At 43.4% G+C, this 17,997-nt stretch carries 13 protein-coding genes and 1 other annotated feature; of the genes, 2 read left to right on the top strand and 11 right to left on the bottom strand.

Going from position 1 to position 17,997, the window contains the following annotated elements:
* Positions 1 to 87 precede the first annotated feature (87 nt).
* Complete coding sequence (locus IGI96_RS01485; RefSeq protein WP_086338049.1) at positions 88 to 1,029, top strand: AEC family transporter; 942 nt, start codon at positions 88 to 90, stop codon at positions 1,027 to 1,029.
* A gap of 285 nt (positions 1,030 to 1,314) precedes the next feature.
* Here IGI96_RS01485 and IGI96_RS01490 read toward each other — a convergent pair whose 3' ends face one another.
* From IGI96_RS01490 to rpsB, 9 genes are all read right to left on the bottom strand, one after another.
* Entirely contained in the window at positions 1,315 to 5,664 is a 4,350-nt protein-coding gene (locus IGI96_RS01490; protein ID WP_086338048.1) for a PolC-type DNA polymerase III, read from the bottom strand.
* A gap of 118 nt (positions 5,665 to 5,782) precedes the next feature.
* Entirely contained in the window at positions 5,783 to 7,492 is a 1,710-nt protein-coding gene (locus IGI96_RS01495; protein WP_438784796.1) for a proline--tRNA ligase, read from the bottom strand.
* A gap of 69 nt (positions 7,493 to 7,561) precedes the next feature.
* Entirely contained in the window at positions 7,562 to 8,830 is a 1,269-nt protein-coding gene (gene rseP, locus IGI96_RS01500) for an RIP metalloprotease RseP (protein ID WP_005229437.1), read from the bottom strand.
* 149 nt (positions 8,831 to 8,979) lie between these two features.
* Complete coding sequence (locus tag IGI96_RS01505) at positions 8,980 to 9,786, bottom strand: phosphatidate cytidylyltransferase (protein ID WP_010749318.1); 807 nt, start codon at positions 9,784 to 9,786, stop codon at positions 8,980 to 8,982.
* The gene (locus tag IGI96_RS01510; RefSeq protein WP_015510051.1) at positions 9,783 to 10,583 is read right to left on the bottom strand and encodes an isoprenyl transferase; all 801 of its coding nucleotides are present in this window, start codon (positions 10,581 to 10,583) and stop codon (positions 9,783 to 9,785) included. The genes IGI96_RS01505 and IGI96_RS01510 overlap by 4 nt, the downstream gene beginning before the upstream one ends.
* A gap of 191 nt (positions 10,584 to 10,774) precedes the next feature.
* A complete protein-coding gene (frr, locus tag IGI96_RS01515) occupies positions 10,775 to 11,332 on the bottom strand; it encodes a ribosome recycling factor (RefSeq protein WP_005229434.1) in 558 nt (185 codons plus the stop codon).
* A gap of 1 nt (position 11,333) precedes the next feature.
* A complete protein-coding gene (gene pyrH / locus IGI96_RS01520) occupies positions 11,334 to 12,056 on the bottom strand; it encodes a UMP kinase (protein WP_005229433.1) in 723 nt (240 codons plus the stop codon).
* Positions 12,057 to 12,203: 147 nt separating this feature from the next.
* Entirely contained in the window at positions 12,204 to 13,085 is an 882-nt protein-coding gene (gene tsf, locus IGI96_RS01525; protein ID WP_005229432.1) for a translation elongation factor Ts, read from the bottom strand.
* 110 nt (positions 13,086 to 13,195) lie between these two features.
* Positions 13,196 to 13,984 carry a 30S ribosomal protein S2 gene (gene rpsB, locus IGI96_RS01530; RefSeq protein WP_005229426.1) on the bottom strand — a complete coding sequence of 263 codons (789 nt, stop codon included), beginning with the start codon at positions 13,982 to 13,984 and terminating at the stop codon, positions 13,196 to 13,198.
* 302 nt (positions 13,985 to 14,286) lie between these two features.
* Here rpsB and IGI96_RS01535 point away from each other — a divergent pair, with 302 nt between their 5' ends.
* Positions 14,287 to 14,757, top strand: a complete 471-nt coding sequence (locus IGI96_RS01535) for an arginine repressor (RefSeq protein ID WP_005229424.1) — start codon at positions 14,287 to 14,289, stop codon at positions 14,755 to 14,757.
* A gap of 82 nt (positions 14,758 to 14,839) precedes the next feature.
* Here the strand turns inward: IGI96_RS01535 and argS are convergent, their stop codons facing one another.
* On the bottom strand, positions 14,840 to 16,531 hold the full coding sequence (gene argS, locus IGI96_RS01540) for an arginine--tRNA ligase (RefSeq protein ID WP_086338047.1): 1,692 nt from the start codon (positions 16,529 to 16,531) through the stop codon (positions 14,840 to 14,842).
* A gap of 128 nt (positions 16,532 to 16,659) precedes the next feature.
* Positions 16,660 to 16,853 (bottom strand) — a binding site (T-box leader).
* A 79-nt stretch (positions 16,854 to 16,932) separates the two neighbouring features.
* Positions 16,933 to 17,946: an ornithine carbamoyltransferase gene (argF, locus tag IGI96_RS01545; protein ID WP_005229421.1), complete on the bottom strand. Its 1,014-nt coding sequence runs from the start codon at positions 17,944 to 17,946 to the stop codon at positions 16,933 to 16,935.
* Between the last annotated feature and the right edge of the window lie 51 nt (positions 17,947 to 17,997).

A 17,997-nucleotide genomic window follows, 5' to 3' on the forward strand; every position in this document is an offset into this window, starting at 1 on the left:
TTGGGCGGTTTGGTTTTTTGTTGTTTTCAAATGGGAATCAGTTGCTTCTTCTATTTCCTTTCGCTATAGTAAATGAGAGGTGAGCGCATGTTTCAAGCATATATCAATATTTTTGTCATTTTCAGTCTCATGTTTATCGGTTATTGGTTGTCTTACAAACAATGGTTTTCTAATCGAACCGCCGATACGTTTTCAAAACTGGTGTTAAATGTCTCATTACCCGCCAATATGTTTTTGACGATCATTGAAAACTTTACGAAAGACGAGTTTCTCTCATTAGTTTCCGGGATGATCATCCCTTTGCTTTCCATGATGATCACTTACTTCGCCGGTTATTTATGGCGCCGTTTCGCGCAAGTTGAAACCAAACACCAAGGGGCATTTTCCGCCATGTTTACCTTTTCCAATACGATCTTCATCGGCTTACCGATCAATTTAGCCATTTTTGGTGAAAAAGCCGTTCCCTATGTGTTGTTGTACTACATCGTAAATACGACATTATTTTGGACCATCGGTATTTTTGAGTTAGCAAAAGATAACCCCGATTTCGGCGAAGCCCGCATTTCCTTTCATCCATTGGTCATGCTAAAAAAGATTTTTTCGCCAGCCTTGATTGGTTTCATTATCGGCTTGATCTGGATGCTGTTCACATTCCCACTGCCCTCCTTTGTTGATGGGCTTGGAAGCTACCTAGCAGATTTAACGACGCCTCTATCAATGTTTATTATCGGGATCATCGTGTACTTTGGCGGGCTCAAGAACTTGCGAATGACCAAAGACATTGCTGGTGTCCTATTTGGTCGCTTCATTCTTTCGCCCCTCGTTGTATGGCTATTAAGCAGGATCATCCCTATTCCTGAACTGATGCTTTCTGTGTTTATTATCCAAGCCTCCATGCCCGTCCAAAACTCTGTCCCGATCCTTGTACGAAACTACCAAGGGGATGAAGAATTTGCAACTTCATGTCTAGGCTATTCCGTCTTACTGTACATGGTGTATCTGCCTGTTTTGCTTTTTTTCTTTTTTTAGCTAGTTAACGAACTTTGTCGAAAAATACTCGTTGCCAAAGGCATTCGCTTCTTTCGGTAACGAGTATTTTTCTTCTCTTTGTATGGTAAAGGTTCGATTGATTCGCTGTCCAAGCGGCAACTCCCTTATGATTTGTCACTATAGACCACGATTTTTCTGATTTTCGCCAGATTGTGGCTGTTTAGGTTACCTTCATAAACAAGACAAAAAAGCCCATCATACAGAAACTAGCTATACTAGATGCTGCGATGATGGGCTTATTTTTTTAAGTGGACAGCCGTTGGCTTACAACATATCGAACAACGACAACTGATTTTCATCTGGTAGATCTTTTAGAACACCGTTATCCGTCATGTATTCAATCAATGTCTTAGAAACTTTCCCGCGATTGGCGAGGTCTTCTTTCGATAAGAAGGGACCATCTTTTCGTGCTTCCACGATTTGTTTCGCTACGTTCAGCCCTAAACTCGGTACTGCTCGGAACGGTGCGATCAATTTTTTCCCGTCGATCACGAAGTTTTCCGCATCCGATTTATACAGATCGATCATCCCAAATTCATAACCGCGCTCTAACATTTCATTGGCTAACTCCAGAACCGTCAACAGATTCTTTTCTTTCGTTGACGCATCCAATCCTTTGTCAGTGATTTCTTGCATCCGTTCTTTTACGGCGTCTTTTCCTTTTGACATGGCAATCAAATCAAAATCGTCTGCTCGGACAGAGAAATAAGCACAGTAATAGAGAATTGGGAAGTACACTTTAAAGTAAGCCACCCGCAACGCCATCAAAACATACGCCGCCGCATGGGCTTTCGGGAACATGTACTTGATCTTCGAACAAGAATCGATATACCATTCAGGGACATTGTTCTCCCGCATCGCTTGCAAGTAAGTGTCCCGCAAGTCGTCAGGAATCTTGTTCCATTGTCCTTTACGGACCGTCTCCATGATTTTAAAGGCCATCCCGTCATCTAAGCCAGCATGGATCAAATACACCATGATATCATCCCGACAGCCGATTACTTCCGCTAGGCTGGCATCTCCGCGACGGATCAATTCTTCCGCATTGCCCAACCATACATCGGTACCATGGGAAAGACCAGAGATCTGCAGGAGTTCAGCAAAGGTCGATGGATGGGTTTGATCCAGCATCCCCCGCACAAAGCGGGTACCAAATTCCGGGATGCCTAATGTACCGGTTTTCGAATAGATCTGCTCTTCGGTCACACCTAACACATCCGTGCCGCCAAAAATACGCATCACTTCTGGATCATCGGTGGGGATCGTTTTTGGATCGATGCCTGATAGATCCTGCAGCATCCGAATGACCGTCGGATCATCGTGTCCGAGGATATCCAGCTTCAAGATATTGTCATGAATCGAATGGAAATCAAAGTGGGTCGTTTTCCACTCCGCATTTTGATCATCCGCTGGGTATTGGATCGGGGTGAAATCATAGACATCCATATAGTCGGGAATAACAATAATCCCCCCCGGGTGCTGACCAGTCGTCCGTTTGACGCCTGTGGCACCTTTTGCCAGGCGATCGACCTCGGCTGCTCGATAATGAAGATTATGATCGCGCTCAAAGCCTTTTACGAAACCAAAGGCTGTTTTGTCGGCTACGGTACCGATCGTTCCTGCACGATAGACGTATTCTTCACCGAAGAGTACTTTCGTATAGTTATGGGCTTCTGGCTGATATTCTCCTGAGAAGTTCAAATCGATATCGGGTACTTTATCGCCGTGGAAACCAAGGAACGTTTCAAAGGGAATATCGTGGCCATCTTTGTTCAGACGGGTGCCGCATTTTGGACATTTTTTCTCTGGCATATCATAACCAGAACCATACGAACCGTCTTCGTAAAACTCCGAATACTGGCAATCGGGACAATAATAATGAGGAGCTAATGGATTGACCTCAGTGATCCCCGTCATGGTTGCCACGAAACTAGAACCGACTGATCCCCGTGACCCTACTAGATAGCCGTCTTCATTGCTTTTATGAACCAGTTTTTGTGAGATCAAATAGATCACGGAAAAGCCGTTCCCAATGATCGAATCAAGCTCTTTTTTCAAACGTTTTTCCACGATCTCTGGTAATGGATCGCCGTATAACTCTTTGGCACGGTTGTAACTTAAGTCGGTGATCTCTTGTTCTGATCCGGGAATCTTTGGTGTATACAGATCATCTTTTACCGGAATGACTTTTTCACAAAGATCGGCGATTTTATTCGGGTTCGTCACTACAATTTCTTTCGCTACTTCTGGACCTAAAAACTGAAAAGCGGTCAGCATCTCATCGGTTGTTCGGAAATGTACATCCGGTAAACTATGTCGATTCAAGGGATTGGCGCCCCCCATCGAATTGATCAAGACCTTACGATAAATGGCATCTTCTTCGTTCAGGTAATGGGCATTCCCAGTAGCCACAACGATTTTCCCTAACTCTTCCCCCATCTTTACCAGATTCCGAATGATGTCTTCTAGGTCTTTTTCGCTTTTCACGAGCTCCGTTTCCAGAAGATGGGCATAAACTGCTTTGGGCATGACTTCGATATAGTCATAAAACTTGGCAAGTTCTCGTGCTGCATCGACCCCTTTTTGCATCATTGCGACAAAGACTTCTCCTTTATCACAAGCGGTTCCGACTAACAATCCTTCCCGCAATTTCACCAATTCTGAGCGCGGGATCCGCGGAACTTTATCATGGAAGTACTTCACATTCGACATCGAGATTAGCTTGAATAAATTCTTCAATCCCGCCTGTGTTCGGGCTAAAATCGTGGCATGGAAAGGCCGAGCTGCTTTATAGGAGTTCTCACCCCCCACGTGTCGGTTCAACTCTTCGTGCAGTAGCATGTCATGTTTTTCCATCGCTTCTTTGACAAAGATCCATGCTAAATGACCGGTTGCCTCGGCATCGTAGATCGCTCGGTGATGTTGTTCTAAGCTGACGCCGAATTTTTTGGAAAGGACACCTAAACCGAATCGCTTAAACTCTGGATACAAATAACGAGCGAGTTCCAATGTATCAATGACCGGATTTTCCGCTTCTGGAATACCGTATTTTCGATAACTGGTATTTAAGAAGCCCATATCAAATGACGCATTGTGGGCAACTAAAATGGCTCCTTCAGAAAACTCACGAAACAAACGTAAGACTTCTTCTTCTGATTTTGACCCGCGAACCATTTCATCGGTGATTCCCGTCAGTTCTACGGTCGTTCGCGATAACGGATGACCGGGATCGATAAATTCATCAAAGGATGCCTCCACGTTGCCTTTATGCATCCGCACAGCAGCCAACTCAATAATGGTGTCGTATACTGCAGACAACCCAGTGGTCTCCACGTCAAACACGATATAAGTAGCATCGGTCAGTGGAACAGGCTGAGGATTGTAGGCAACCGCTACGCCGTCATCCACGATATTGGCTTCCACACCGTAAAGAATTTTAACACCAGCCTTTTCTCCTGCATGATGGGCATCAGGAAACCCTTGTGCGCCACCATGATCGGTGATCGCAATCGCCTTATGGCCCCATTTGCCTGCTTGAGCGACAAAATCCGCCACGTTGTTGGTGGCATCCATCGTACTCATATTGGAATGCAGGTGGAGTTCGACCCGTTTCTCGCCTTCAGGTGCATAGTCTTTGCGGGCTTCGTGTTTGACTTCCAGCAAATCTTGCGCATTCATAACGAGATCTCGCATGAAGGTATCTTCTTGGACGCTACCGCGTACTTTGACCCAACTACCTTTGGCGATGGCATCAAAAACTTGTTCATCTTTTTCATTGTTGGAGAATTTTTTCACACTAAACGATGACGTATAGTCGGTGATTTTCAAAATCAAAATCTTCCGTTTTGAACGCAATTCGCGGACTTCTTTATCAAAGACATACCCTTGGATCGTAACTCGGCGTTCTTCCTCGATGATATTGATCATCGGTGTCACAGGTTCATCGGCAGGAATATTACGTCCCAAGGCGATTGGTCCGTCAAATTCGACTGTTTTGACTTCTTTTTTGCGTTGCTCGTGCGCCATTAAGTTCTCAGCAGCTTGTTGTTGGAACGCTGCTGTTTGCTCTTCCTTGCGTGCTTCAAGTTCTTTTAAGGCCGCCTCCGCTTGCTCTTGGTCTAGCTGCGGCAAGATCCGAAATTTTTGAAAGCCGAAGGTACTATAATTTTCCTCAATGATCGGCAAGTACTGCTGCTGCAAAATCGTGATGACCGCATCATTGTTGACTGGCAAAATCACTTTGTTCTCTTGCAGCACAGGCATTTGGTTTTTGATCACTTGATGAACCAGTGGTCGATCACAATTTTGATTGGCTAACGCTAATGGCCAATATTCTTGAATGAATTGCTCATCAAAGGAACCATCTTGAGCTTCAATGATGATACGAACTTCCGCAATCTCTTTAAACGCCAATTCAATATGTTGTTTAAAGGACTGATACACCATCACCGGTAATAAACGTTCAAATTGGAAATAAAACGTCCACGCTTTTGATTGTCGATGCACGGTCACTTGTTTGATTTGGGCAGTCTGCATCAACGGATGCTGCCGAAGATTTGGGGCAGCTGCAATTTGGTCTAATAATATCTCAAAGGTCTCTCTTTCTTTTGACAATTGAAGATCCTCCTTTTCTCAGTACTCACTAGTATACCTCTTTTTGCCCTCATTTTCATTAAAAAATCGAGAAAGGATTTCCTCTCTCGATCTGTTATTCATTCTTGTTCGTTCCTGTTTATTCCTGATTGGCTAACAAAATCGTCAAGGTCGAAGCGACTTCTTCTTTTCTCACTTCAGCGGTCGCACCAGTATGCTTGATTTTGATCTCCACGATGCCTTCTACGGCTTTTTTACCGATAGTCAAGCGAATCGGACAGCCAATCAAATCGGCATCTGCAAATTTGACCCCTGCACGTTCATTGCGGTCATCTACCAGCACTTGATAGCCGACTTGGTTCATCATTTCTTCTACTTCTTCACTTAAGGCATTTTGATAGCTATCTTCAATCGACGTTTGAATGATATGCACATCAAATGGGGCAATTTCTTGGGGCCAATCGATCCCAAATTCATTGCCGTATTGTTCGACGATCGTTGAAAGCAGCCGAGAAACCCCCAGCCCATAACAGCCCATGATGATTGGCTGCTCATCGCCGTTTTCATCGACAACCGTCGCTTCTTGCGCCTCACTGTACTTGGTTCCTAACTTGAAGATATGCCCAACTTCGATTCCTCGCGTAAAGGTTAAGGTTCCTTTTCCATCTGGGGAAGGATCACCTTCTTGAACCAAGCGAAAATCGGCAAAGGCTAATGGTTGAAAATCACGCCCCACATTCGCATTGAGATAATAGCTTTGTTTTTCTGCCGCTGGAACGATCAGATTCGCCATATCTTGGACATGCTGATCGGCGTACAACTGGATCGAATCAGCAAGCGCAATGGGACTGCGCAGCTGCGTCTCACTCGTCAGATAAGACTCCGCTTCCTCAACAGTCAGCACCTTCACTTGATCAGCGGCTAAGTAATGCTTGACCTTTGTTTCATTGAGGCTGTGATCGCCTCGTAATAACACCATAATGACTTGCTCGTCAACGAGTAATAAAGATACTTGAACGATTTTTTGCAAGTCTGTTTCGTATGCCTGCGCCAGCTCCTCTAACGTTAAAGGCTCATCCTGAACAACTTTTTGTAATTCTAAATAGGTCTCGTGAGATTTTTTGGCGATGTATTGACTGGTTGCTAATTTCCAATTGGCGACATAATCGCTTTCGGTCGAGTAGCAGATCAGCTCTTCGCCGATCCCCGACAATGCCAAAAATTCTTTCGAATCTCTGCCACCCATCAAGCCATTGTCCCCGACCACTGCCCGATACTCGATCCCACAGCGTTTCAATATTGCATGATAAGCCATTTCGTAACGATTATAGGTTTGATCTAAGCTGGCTTCATCGGCATGAAAGGAATAGCCATCTTGCATGATAAATTCGCGGCTGCGGATCAATCCAAAGCGCGGCCGCTGTTCGTCCCGATATTTCGTTTGGATCTGATACAAGCTCAATGGCAGCCGTTTATAAGACGTGATCTCGTTTTTGATCAATGTCGTAAACGGCTCTTCATGAGTAGGTCCTAAAACGATCTCTCGTTCGTTTCGATCTGTTAATCGATACAAGGATTCACCATACAATGAGGCACGTCCTGACTCCTTCCATGGCTCATACGGAAGCAAAGAAGGCATCGCCATCTCTACGGCATCGATTTGTGCCAATTCTTCACGGATGACCCGCTTGATCTTTTCTAACACCCTTTGTGCTAGCGGCAAGTAAACATAAATGCCTGCCGCCACTTGTCGAATATACCCTGCCCTAACTAACAGTTGATGACTTAACGTCTCCGCATCGCTGGGGGTTTCCCGCAATGTCGGAATCAAACATTTTGACTGTTTCATTTTTTTCTCCTTTGCTACAAAAAATCATGTTCACCCGATCAACAATTGATTTGCTTGTGCGTCTTATTTTTAAAAGAAGAAACGTTGGATATCATTCCAGGTAACGAGAACCATCAGCAGCATCAAAAACCCAAACCCAATCAGAGTAATGATGCCTTCTTTTTCTTGGCTGATTGGCTTGCCTCGCAAACCTTCTAAAATATTTAAAACCAGCTTACCGCCATCCAATCCAGGAATCGGTAATAAATTAAAGATCCCCAAGTTGATAGAAATCATCGCCATCATCGCGATCACCGTTGTTACCCCTTGCGATGCAGCTTGAGAAGACAGTTGGAAAATCGCTACCGGTCCACCCAATTTATTGATATCTGGTTGGGCAATCAAGTTGCCGACTGCTCTAAAAATCACCAGTGAATTGTCAATGGTCGTTTGCAAGCCGCCCAGTAAGATATCTCCGATCCCAGTTTTTAAGGAAGCGGTGATCCCTAAGAAACCAATCGTGGTCTCCCCTGATTCTTGACTCGCAGGAGTTGCCGTCAAATCAAGTGTTTCTGATCCTCGTTTGACTGCTAGAGCAATCTGAGTATCTGGGTACTTTTGGATCTCAGTCGTTAATTCTGACCAGTTAGAAACATCGACACCTTCGACAGCTAAGATTTCATCGCCATTTTGCAGCCCTGCTTCAGCTGCCGGTGTTCCTGCTTCGATTCCTGTCACGATGGTTGCATCTTGATTCGCAACACCACCTTGTGCAAACACCAACCCAGTGAATAAGACCAAGGATAAAATAAAGTTGTTCATCGGTCCAGCAAAATTCGTCAGCATTCGCTGCCAAAGCTTTGCGGACTGGAATTGAACGTCTTTAGGTGCGATCCGAACTTCAACGCCATCTTCATGGATGATCGTTGCATCATGATCCACAGCGTACGTAATCGCTTCTTGTTCATTGCCATTGATGAACCCTGTGATCGTCAACTTCTCCTCCAAGTCAAAGTCGGTCACTTCCATAGGGATCGCTTGCGGCAATTGGATCTTTTTGCTCGTATTGATTTTGATAACTTTGCCAGTTGCATCTTGAACCAAGGAGACTGGCATACCTGGTGTTAATTCTGTTTCATCTTCACCCCAGCCCGCCATTTGGACATACCCGCCTAATGGCAGCATCCGAATCGTGTAGGTCGTCCCATCTTTCGCTTGATGCGCGAACAATTTAGGCCCCATACCGATGGCAAACTCTCTTACTAAAATACCTGCCCGTTTTGCAAAGAAGTAGTGTCCAAACTCGTGAATCACTACCACTACGGAAAAGATAATGATAAATACAAGTATCGTTTTCATGCTCGTTCCTCTCTTTCACAGCATCCCTCTCATTCAGGGCAGCCTTTCCTTATTTTATCACACCGATTCCCGTTGAGGAACTCACATTCCCGTTGTAACAAGAATTTAAAAAAAGAAGCGCAAGCCAAGCCTGCACTTCTAAATAATTTCTAAAAAACACCGAATAAATACATGATTGGAAACACAAACAGCATGCTATCGAAGCGATCCAAGATCCCGCCATGTCCTGGCAAAAGATTGCCTGAATCCTTCACGCCATAATGACGTTTAATTGCCGATTCCACTAAATCCCCGAATTGACCAGCGATCGAAAAGAGGACCGTCAATAAGATCATGATGGCACTACCATGTCCAAAATAATCTTTCCCTGGAAATGCTAGCAGATACAGACCGGCTACGACCACCGCAGCAGCAATCCCGCCTAGGGCCCCTTCGATCGTTTTATTAGGGGAAATCTCTGGCCATAATTTTCGTTGTCCGTAACGCCGTCCCACCATGTAAGCCCCAATATCCGTTGCCCACACGATAAACAGACCGAAAACTAAAACGACTAAGCCATCTGTTGCTGAACGTGCCGTCAAGAAACGTTCAAACCCGACACCCGTATATAAGCTGACGATCACTGGAAAACCAGCTTCATCGATAGTATACGTATTTTTAGAAATAACCGCGATCCCTAGTAATAAAAGGACGATTACATAATACAAGGCACTTTTATCTGTGCCCTCTGGCAAAAAGAAAAACCAGCGTTCTTGAGGTAAAACTAAAATCACCGCACCGATGATTGAAAGAATTCCTTCAAAACTGAAAACAGCTAGTCCTTTCATCCGAAATAATTCATAAACACCAATCCCTGCCATCGCTGCTGCCAGCAATTCGACGGCAATGCCGCCAACGTAAATAATTGGCAGGAAAAAGGCTAATGCGACGACCGCAGTGATTACACGTTGTCTCACTCTTCTTCCTCCTTCGTTTTCAAACCGCCAAAACGCCGGTTTCGTTGTTGAAAGCTCCCGATCGCATCTTCTAGTAAAGCAGCATCGAAATCAGGCCAGAGCGCTTTCGTAAAGAATAATTCGCTGTAAGCAATCTGCCATAACAAGAAGTTGCTGATACGTTCTTCGCCACTCGTGCGAATCACCAATTCAGGATCACGTAACGCGTTTGGCAAAAAACCAGTCATCAAATGTGTCGCCAGCATGTCTTCCGTGAGCTTGGGCAGGGCTTCCTCCGAAGCTGCAAGCTCTTCATAAAGGGCTTGGACCGCAGTCAAAATTTCTGCGCGGCTGCCGTAATTTAAAGCAAAATTCAAGATCATCCCAGTATTATCTTTGGTTTGGTCAATCGCTCGCTTGACCGCTTCTTGTGTGTGTTCGGGTAAAGATTCCGTGAACCCCATCACTTTGACTTGAACATTTTCTTTGATCAGCTCAGGAACAAACGTGTCGAAAAAGTCGACGGGCAGTTGCATCAAAAAGTCCACTTCTTCGTTTGGCCGTTTCCAATTCTCTGTTGAAAACGCATAAAGAGTCAATACTTTCACACCAAGGTGTGAAGCATGTTTCGTGATCTTTTTTACCGTCTCCATGCCTTCTTTGTGACCAGCTACTCTTGGCAAGCGCCGGTTTTGCGCCCATCTGCCATTGCCATCCATAATGATCGCGATGTGTTGGGGAATCGGCAGTGATGGATCAAATTCATGTTCAGCCGCTTCTTTGATATATTTGTCTTTTTGTGGAAAAAAACGCAGCATCGTATTCGCTCCTCTTCCAATTCTTGAAATTCATCTTTTACATTATAACAATAATCAGATTTCTTGCCTATGAAAACCAAGAAAAGATTTCCATATTAAGAAAAAACAAAAAAACAGTCGTGATATTCAAGTACATACGGCACTTTCGACCATAAAAAAAGAGCCGCTGAAGCGACTCTTCGTCATTCCTTTTAAACCTCAAGTAGCTCTTGCTCTTTTTCAGCTGCGATCGCATCGATTTCTTTGATGCTGTTATCTGTAGCAGTTTGCACTTCTTTTTCAGATTCACGCAAATCATCTTCTGTGATATCGCCAGCTTTTTCTTGTTTCTTGTAAGCTTCCATCGCATCACGGCGAATGTTACGGACCGCGATTTTCGCATTTTCAGCTTCTTTTTTCACGTCTTTGGCTAATTCTTTACGACGTTCTTCCGTTAATTGAGGAATCACCAAACGAATGACTGTTCCGTCATTGGCAGGCGTGATACCAATATCACTTTGCATGATAGCTTTTTCTACTTCTTGGATCATTGTTTTGTCAAAAGGTGTGATCATCAAAATTCTTGCTTCTGGAATCGTAATTGAAGCCATTTGGTTCAAGGGTGTTGGTACACCATAGTAAGTAACCATTACGCGGTCTAAGATGCTCGCATTCGCGCGGCCAGCACGGATTTGTCCTAATTCCCGCTGCAAGTTTTCTGCTGCTTTTTTCATTTTGTCTTTTGCTTCTGTTAAAATTTTGTCAGCCATGTTATTTCCCCCTTACTGTCGTTCCAATATGTTCACCTAAAATGGCGCGGCGAATGTTTCCATGCTCATTCAAGTTGAATACGACTAATGGAATATCGTTGTCCATACTTAATGAACTTGCGGTTGAATCCATTACTTGCAATCCTTTAGAAATGACTTCTAAATGGGTCAATTCTTCAAATTTCACAGCACTTTGGTCCGTTTTAGGATCTGCTGAGTAGACGCCATCAACATTGTTTTTCGCCATCAAAATGACATCAGCGTTGATTTCAGCTGCCCGTAAGGCTGCGGTCGTATCAGTTGAGAAATAAGGGTTGCCGGTTCCGCCTGCAAAAATGACGACCCGCCCTTTTTCTAAGTGACGTTCTGCTCTGCGACGAATATAAGGCTCTGCGATTTGACGCATTTCGATCGAAGTTTGGACACGCGTTGGTACACCAGCGTTTTCTAGTGTGTCTTGTAATGCTAAAGCATTCATCACAGTCGCTAACATGCCCATGTAATCAGCTTGTGCTCTTTCCATCCCCATTTGCGCGCCGATTTGTCCACGCCAAATGTTTCCGCCGCCGACCACGATCGCCATCTGTACGCCTAATTCGTGGACTTCCTTGATCTCTTTAACGATCTCTTGGATCGTCGGTGGTTTGATCCCAAAGCCTTCGTCACCCGCTAATGCTTCACCACTTAATTTTAATACAACACGTTGATATTTTGGTTTGCCCATCATGATTCCTCCGTACATTCTCCAATTCTATTGTAGCATATTGGTGCTCTTTCGTTGAAAATTATCTACACTATTTCTTCAAAAACCGTTTTTGCTTAAAAAAAGGGAGCGCACTTCCATGCGTTCCCATCTGTTCGAGGAACAGAATTATTTTTTCACTTGGCTCATTACTTCTTCAACGAAGTTGTCTTCGCGTTTTTCGATACCTTCGCCGACTTCAAAGCGGACAAAAGATTTCACAGTTGCGCCTTTTGATGCAACATATTTTTCAACTGTCATATCTGGGTCTTTAACGAATGGTTGGTCAACCAAAGCGATTTCTGCTTTAAATTTCTTCAAGCGTCCTTCAACCATTTTTTCAACGATGTTCGCTGGTTTGCCTTCGTTCAATGCTTGTTCTGTCAAGACTTGTTTTTCATGATCCAATTCTTCTTGAGAGATTTGTGCTTCGTTCACGTAGCGAGGGTTGATCGCTGCAACGTGCATTGCAACATCTTTCGCAACTGATTCGTCAGTTGTTCCTTCAAGAACAGTCAATACAGCAATACGTCCGCCCATGTGTAGGTAACCGCCGAAAGCAGCATTGTCATCTTTTTCAACAACTTCAAAACGACGGAAGCTGATTTTTTCTCCGATTACTTGTGTTGCTTCGATTAACGCAGCATCCATTGTGCCTTTAGAAGTTTCTAATTTTAAAGCAGCATCCATATCAGCTGGTTTGTTTGCTGCGATTACTTCAGCGATTTCTTTTACTAAGTCTTGGAACATTTCGTTTTTAGAAACGAAGTCAGTTTCTGAGTTCACTTCAACGATTGCTGCTGTGTTGCCGTTGATCGCCACAGATGCTAAACCTTCAGCAGCAATACGGTCGTTTTTCTTCGCAGCTTTTGCCATACCTTTTTCACGTAATAAGTCTACGGCTTTTTCGATGTCGCCTTCTACTTCAACTAATGCACGTTTTGCGTCCATCATTCCTACACCAGTCATATCGCGTAATTCTTTTACTAATTTAGCTGTTACTTCTGCCATTTTTTGTTTCCTCCTAAATGTTTTTAAACAAGATTGCTTGTCTTTAAAAAAAGCTGTTTCAAAGGAGAGTGAGGCTTGGCGCCTAGCCTTTGAAACAGCTCCATCATTTATTATTCAGCTGATGCGTTGTCGCCTTCGACAACATCAACGATTTCTTCGATTGAAGTTGCGTTTTCTGTTGATTCAGCAGCAAAATCTTCTTCTGCTACTTGGTCTTCGCCTTGGTTACCTTCGATGAAAGCATCTGCCATTTTCGCAGTGATCAATTTAACGGCACGAATAGCGTCATCATTTGATGGGATAACAACATCGATTTCGTCTGGATCACAGTTTGTATCGACCATCGCTACGATCGGGATATTTAATTTGCGTGCTTCTTGGATCGCGATACGTTCTTTACGTGGGTCAACAACGTACATTACATCTGGAATTCTTGGCATATCAGCGATACCGCCTAAGAATTTTTCAAGACGTTCGCGCTCTTTGTTCAAGCCAACGACTTCTTTTTTAGGAAGAACAGCAAATGTGCCATCTTCTTCCATTTTGTTGATTTGTTTCAAACGAGCAACACGTTTTTGGATTGTTTCCCAGTTTGTCAAAGTTCCACCTAACCAACGATGGTTAACATAGTATTGACCTGAACGGATTGCTTCTTCTTTGATTGCTTCTTGTGCTTGTTTTTTAGTACCTACGAACAATGCAACGCCGCCTTCTTCAGCAACATTTTTCATGTAGTCGTAAGCTGCGTCTACTAATTTCACTGTTTTTTGCAAATCAATGATGTAGATGCCGTTTCTTTCTGTGAAGATATATTTCTTCATTTTTGGGTTCCAGCGACGAGTTTGGTGACCAAAGTGTACGCCGGCTTCTAGTAATTGTTTCATTGAGATTACTGCCATGTTGTGTTTCCTCCAATTTGGTTTTTTTGTTTTCCTCTCTTGCTCTTTTACTCCTTGAAGAACTGAATCGATCAGCACCGCTTCGCAGATGGAACAAGATGTGGGATTGACGTGAAAAACTCACGCCTTAAACAGTATACAGTAGCTAAAAAAGAAATGCAACTGATTCAAATGAAAAACTACGATTCGTGGTCCAGCTTTTTTTTAGCGTTCTAATTCTTTTCTTATTATATCTAGGTTTTTTCGGCTTTATCTGCTATGATAAGGCTGACTTAATCAATCATGCTTAAAGGAGTTTACCTATGCGAAAAGCTGATCGCCATTTACTTATTAGACAAATCATTACTGAACATACTGTACGCACGCAAGAAGAATTATTGCAGCAATTGGAAGCCCAAGGCGTCTCCGCCACGCAAGCGACCATCTCTCGCGATATTCGTGATTTGAAAATCGTGAAAGTGCCCGATGAAACAGGTCAGACGAAGTTTGTCATTTTTCAAGGAATGCAATCGTCAGAAGATGAAAAAGAAGAAGAGCAGCGTTTGATACAGATGATCGAAGACGTTGTCACTAAAGTAGATCGTGTGCAATTTATGACGTTGATCCATACCGTTGCGGACAATGCGCCTTTGCTTTCGGCTGCGATCGATGAAGTGACTATGCCAGAAAAAGTTTGCTCGTTGGCGGGCTTTGATACAGTAGCGGTGATTTCCCGCAGCGACGAAGATGCTGAAACTTTTTATCAATTTATCAGAAACCACGCGGTCTTATAAGACACCGAACAAATGTGACCTATCTGTATTTTTACTACAAAAAAGCTGTGTCTTTGTCGAAACAAGGACACAGCTTTTTTTGTTACATTTTGTCGGGTGCATGTAAACCAAGCAACCGTAAATCTTCTTTTAATAAGGTCGTTACTGCATAAACTAGAGCCAGACGTGCGTCTTTTTCCGCATCTTCAGCCAAGATTTTCACATTGGCGTAATACTTATTAAAGGCCTGTGCCAATTTGATGGCATGTTTAGCAATGACGGATGGTTCATATTTTTCTGCTGCTTGCAGCACGGTTTCTGGGTAGCGCTGAATCAATTTGATGACTTCCCAGCTCTCAGTATCTGCCAATGACAAACTGCTGACAACAGCAGGATCAAAGTCGGCTTTTTCAAGAATGCTCATGGCACGGGCATGAGAATATTGCACATAGGGTCCGGTCTCTCCTTCAAAACGGACAACTTCTTCTAGCGTAAAGTCGAAATTATTCAAACGGTCATTTTTCAAGTCGTGGAAAACGACTGCCCCGACACCGACTTGTTTTGCAACTTCTTCTTTGTTTTCAAGCGTTGGGTTCTTTTCAGTGATTTGTTCTTTCGCCGAATCGATCGCTTCATTCAATACTTCTTCTAAAAGAACGATCTTCCCTTTTCTCGTAGATAATTTTTTCCCATCTTTGGTGATCAATCCAAATGGTACGTGGGTCATATCATCTGCCCACTCAAAGCCCATTTCCTTCAAAACAGCTTTTAATTGCTTGAAGTGATAACTTTGCTCATTTCCTACCACGTACAATGATTTGGCAAAATTGTAGGTCCGTTTGCGGTACAGCGCTGCGGCCATGTCCCGTGTGATGTAAAGAGTCGCACCATCGGATTTGCGGATCAAGGCTGGATTTAAGTCATACGCAGCCAAATCAACGATCTCTGCCCCTTGGTCTTCTTTCAACAAGTGTTTTTCCTCTAATAATTCCACGACTTCTGTCATTTTATCATTATAGAAAGCTTCGCCATTCAATGAATCAAAGGAAACTTCCAACATATCATAGATTTTATTGAATTCTTTTAATGATTCATCACGGAACCATTGCCACAAATCCATTGCTTCTTGGTCACCATCTTCTAGTTTCTTGAACCAAGCTCTCGCATCATCTTCTAATTGTTTATCTGTCTCGGCAGCTTCGTGAAAATCAACATACAAACGCAACAGTTCGTTGATTGGTTCCGCTTTGACCGCTTCTTCTGACCCCCATTTTTTATAGGCCACGATCAATTTCCCAAATTGTGTGCCCCAGTCGCCTAAATGGTTGATGCGAATTGGCTGGTAACCGATTTTTTCTAAAATAAAGCCGATTGAGTTACCGATCACAGTGGAACGCAAATGCCCCATTGAGATGGGTTTGGCAATATTTGGTGAAGACATATCGATGGGTACTGCTTGCTGATTGCCGATGGTTTGATCGCCAAAATGATTTTTTTCTTTGAGAACCATCTCTAAGACGTGGGCAGAGATTGCTTTTTTATCCATAAAGAAGTTTAAATATGGACCGACCACTTCAATTTTTTCAAAAGACGCTTGATCGATTTTTTCTGCTAAGTCTGCGGCAATTTGCTGCGGCGCTTTCCGATAGACTTTTGCTAGCGAGAAGGCTGGGAATGCCACATCCCCATGGTCAGCTGACTTTGGATTTTCCAGTAATTGCTGAACTTGTTCGATCGATAGATCTTCTTTTACTACTTGATGGATGGCTTGTGCGACGATTTCTTTGTTATTCATAGTATCCCTCCTATAATGACTGAGCCCATGTTTTGATGAAAAGTTGTTTGAAGCAAGCAAACAGCTGTATGTTTTTAACGCAAGAAATGATTGATAAAAACAAAAAAAGCCTCTAGCGCATAACATGCACTAGAGACGAGATTTCCCGCGGTACCACTCTGATTGTCCTTTTCGGACCTACTTTTTTCTGATAACGGCAGAATTCCGTTTGCTTGGCAAATTCTCACAAGTGCGTTTCACAATCTGATCAATTCGGCTTCCACCACCCCGAACTCGCTAACTGATACTCGAATCGCTACTTCTCTTGTTTCATCAAATCAAGGCTATTTACTTCCCAGAAAGTATAGCAAAGAAATGTTTGTTTGGCTAGCGAGATTTTGGCATTTTCAAAAAAAATTATTTTATACTTTAGGAATAAATAGATCTCCAGCAGTCACTGCCATGATCGCTTTGATTGAGTGCAAACGATTTTCGGCTTGATCAAATTGACGGGCATACTTACTGCGAAAGACCTCATCAGTGACTTCCATCTCAGAAATTCCATACGCCTGCGCTGCTTTTTTGCCATACGTGGTCTGATCATCATGAAATGCTGGCAAACAATGCATAAAAATCACTTGATCGTTTTGTGTTTTTTTCATCAACGATTGGTTGACTTGATACGGCAGCAGCTGTTCGATCCGCTCTTGGAATTTTTCTTCTTCACCCATTGATACCCAAACATCGGTATACACGACATCAGCGCCTAGAACACCTTGATCCACATCATCAGTCACCAAAATCTTTGCGCCCGATTGCTTGGCATAGGCTTGTGCCTGTGCGATGATGGTTGCTTCTGGCTGCAAGGCCTTCGGGGTGACGACATGAATATTGACCCCTAAAATCGCACTGGTCACTAATAAAGAATTAGCGACATTGTTGCGCCCATCCCCACAGTATGCGATGGTCAAGCCAGTCAGCTCACCAAAGTTTTCTTGAATGGTTAAAAAGTCAGCAATCATTTGCGTTGGATGCCATTCATCCGTTAAGCCATTCCAAACAGGTACACCTGAATAGTTGGCCAGATCTTCGACAACCTGTTGACTAAAGCCGCGAAACTCGATCCCGTCGAACATGCGGCCGAATACTTTGGCGGTATCTTCAACAGATTCTTTAGACCCCAACTGAATATCATTGGCCCCTAAAAATTCCGGATGTGCCCCCAGATCCACCGCTGCAACCGTAAAGGCTGCTCGCGTCCGTGTCGAATTCTTTTCAAACAAAAGTGCAATGTTTTTGCCATCTAAATAACGATGTGGTTGATTGTTGGCCTTCATCCCTTTCAAGTGCTGGGAAAAATCAATCAAATATTGTAGTTCTTCTTTTGTAAAATCCTTTTCTGCTAAAAAACTGCGTCCTTTAAAAACCGATGTCATTGCATACCCGCCCTTCAATTAACTAATAATTATACATGATAATATCAAATG

Origin of the sequence: Enterococcus sp. DIV0421, assembly GCF_051713745.1 — a bacterium.
Classification (GTDB): Bacteria; Bacillota; Bacilli; order Lactobacillales; family Enterococcaceae; genus Enterococcus_D; species Enterococcus_D casseliflavus.

Excerpts from the sequence above, each read along its gene's own strand:
- argS (WP_086338047.1), bottom strand. The coding sequence starts at position 16,531 with ATGAATAACAAAGAAATCGTCGCACAAGCCATCCATCAAGTAGTAAAA.
- frr (WP_005229434.1), bottom strand. The coding sequence starts at position 11,332 with ATGGCTGACAAAATTTTAACAGAAGCAAAAGACAAAATGAAAAAAGCA.
- rpsB (WP_005229426.1), bottom strand. The coding sequence starts at position 13,984 with ATGGCAGTAATCTCAATGAAACAATTACTAGAAGCCGGCGTACACTTT.
- IGI96_RS01535 (WP_005229424.1), top strand. The coding sequence starts at position 14,287 with ATGCGAAAAGCTGATCGCCATTTACTTATTAGACAAATCATTACTGAA.
- argF (WP_005229421.1), bottom strand. The coding sequence starts at position 17,946 with ATGACATCGGTTTTTAAAGGACGCAGTTTTTTAGCAGAAAAGGATTTT.
- IGI96_RS01510 (WP_015510051.1), bottom strand. The coding sequence starts at position 10,583 with ATGCTGCGTTTTTTTCCACAAAAAGACAAATATATCAAAGAAGCGGCT.
- rseP (WP_005229437.1), bottom strand. The coding sequence starts at position 8,830 with ATGAAAACGATACTTGTATTTATCATTATCTTTTCCGTAGTGGTAGTG.
- tsf (WP_005229432.1), bottom strand. The coding sequence starts at position 13,085 with ATGGCAGAAGTAACAGCTAAATTAGTAAAAGAATTACGCGATATGACT.
- IGI96_RS01485 (WP_086338049.1), top strand. The coding sequence starts at position 88 with ATGTTTCAAGCATATATCAATATTTTTGTCATTTTCAGTCTCATGTTT.
- pyrH (WP_005229433.1), bottom strand. The coding sequence starts at position 12,056 with ATGGGCAAACCAAAATATCAACGTGTTGTATTAAAATTAAGTGGTGAA.
- IGI96_RS01495 (WP_438784796.1), bottom strand. The coding sequence starts at position 7,492 with ATGAAACAGTCAAAATGTTTGATTCCGACATTGCGGGAAACCCCCAGC.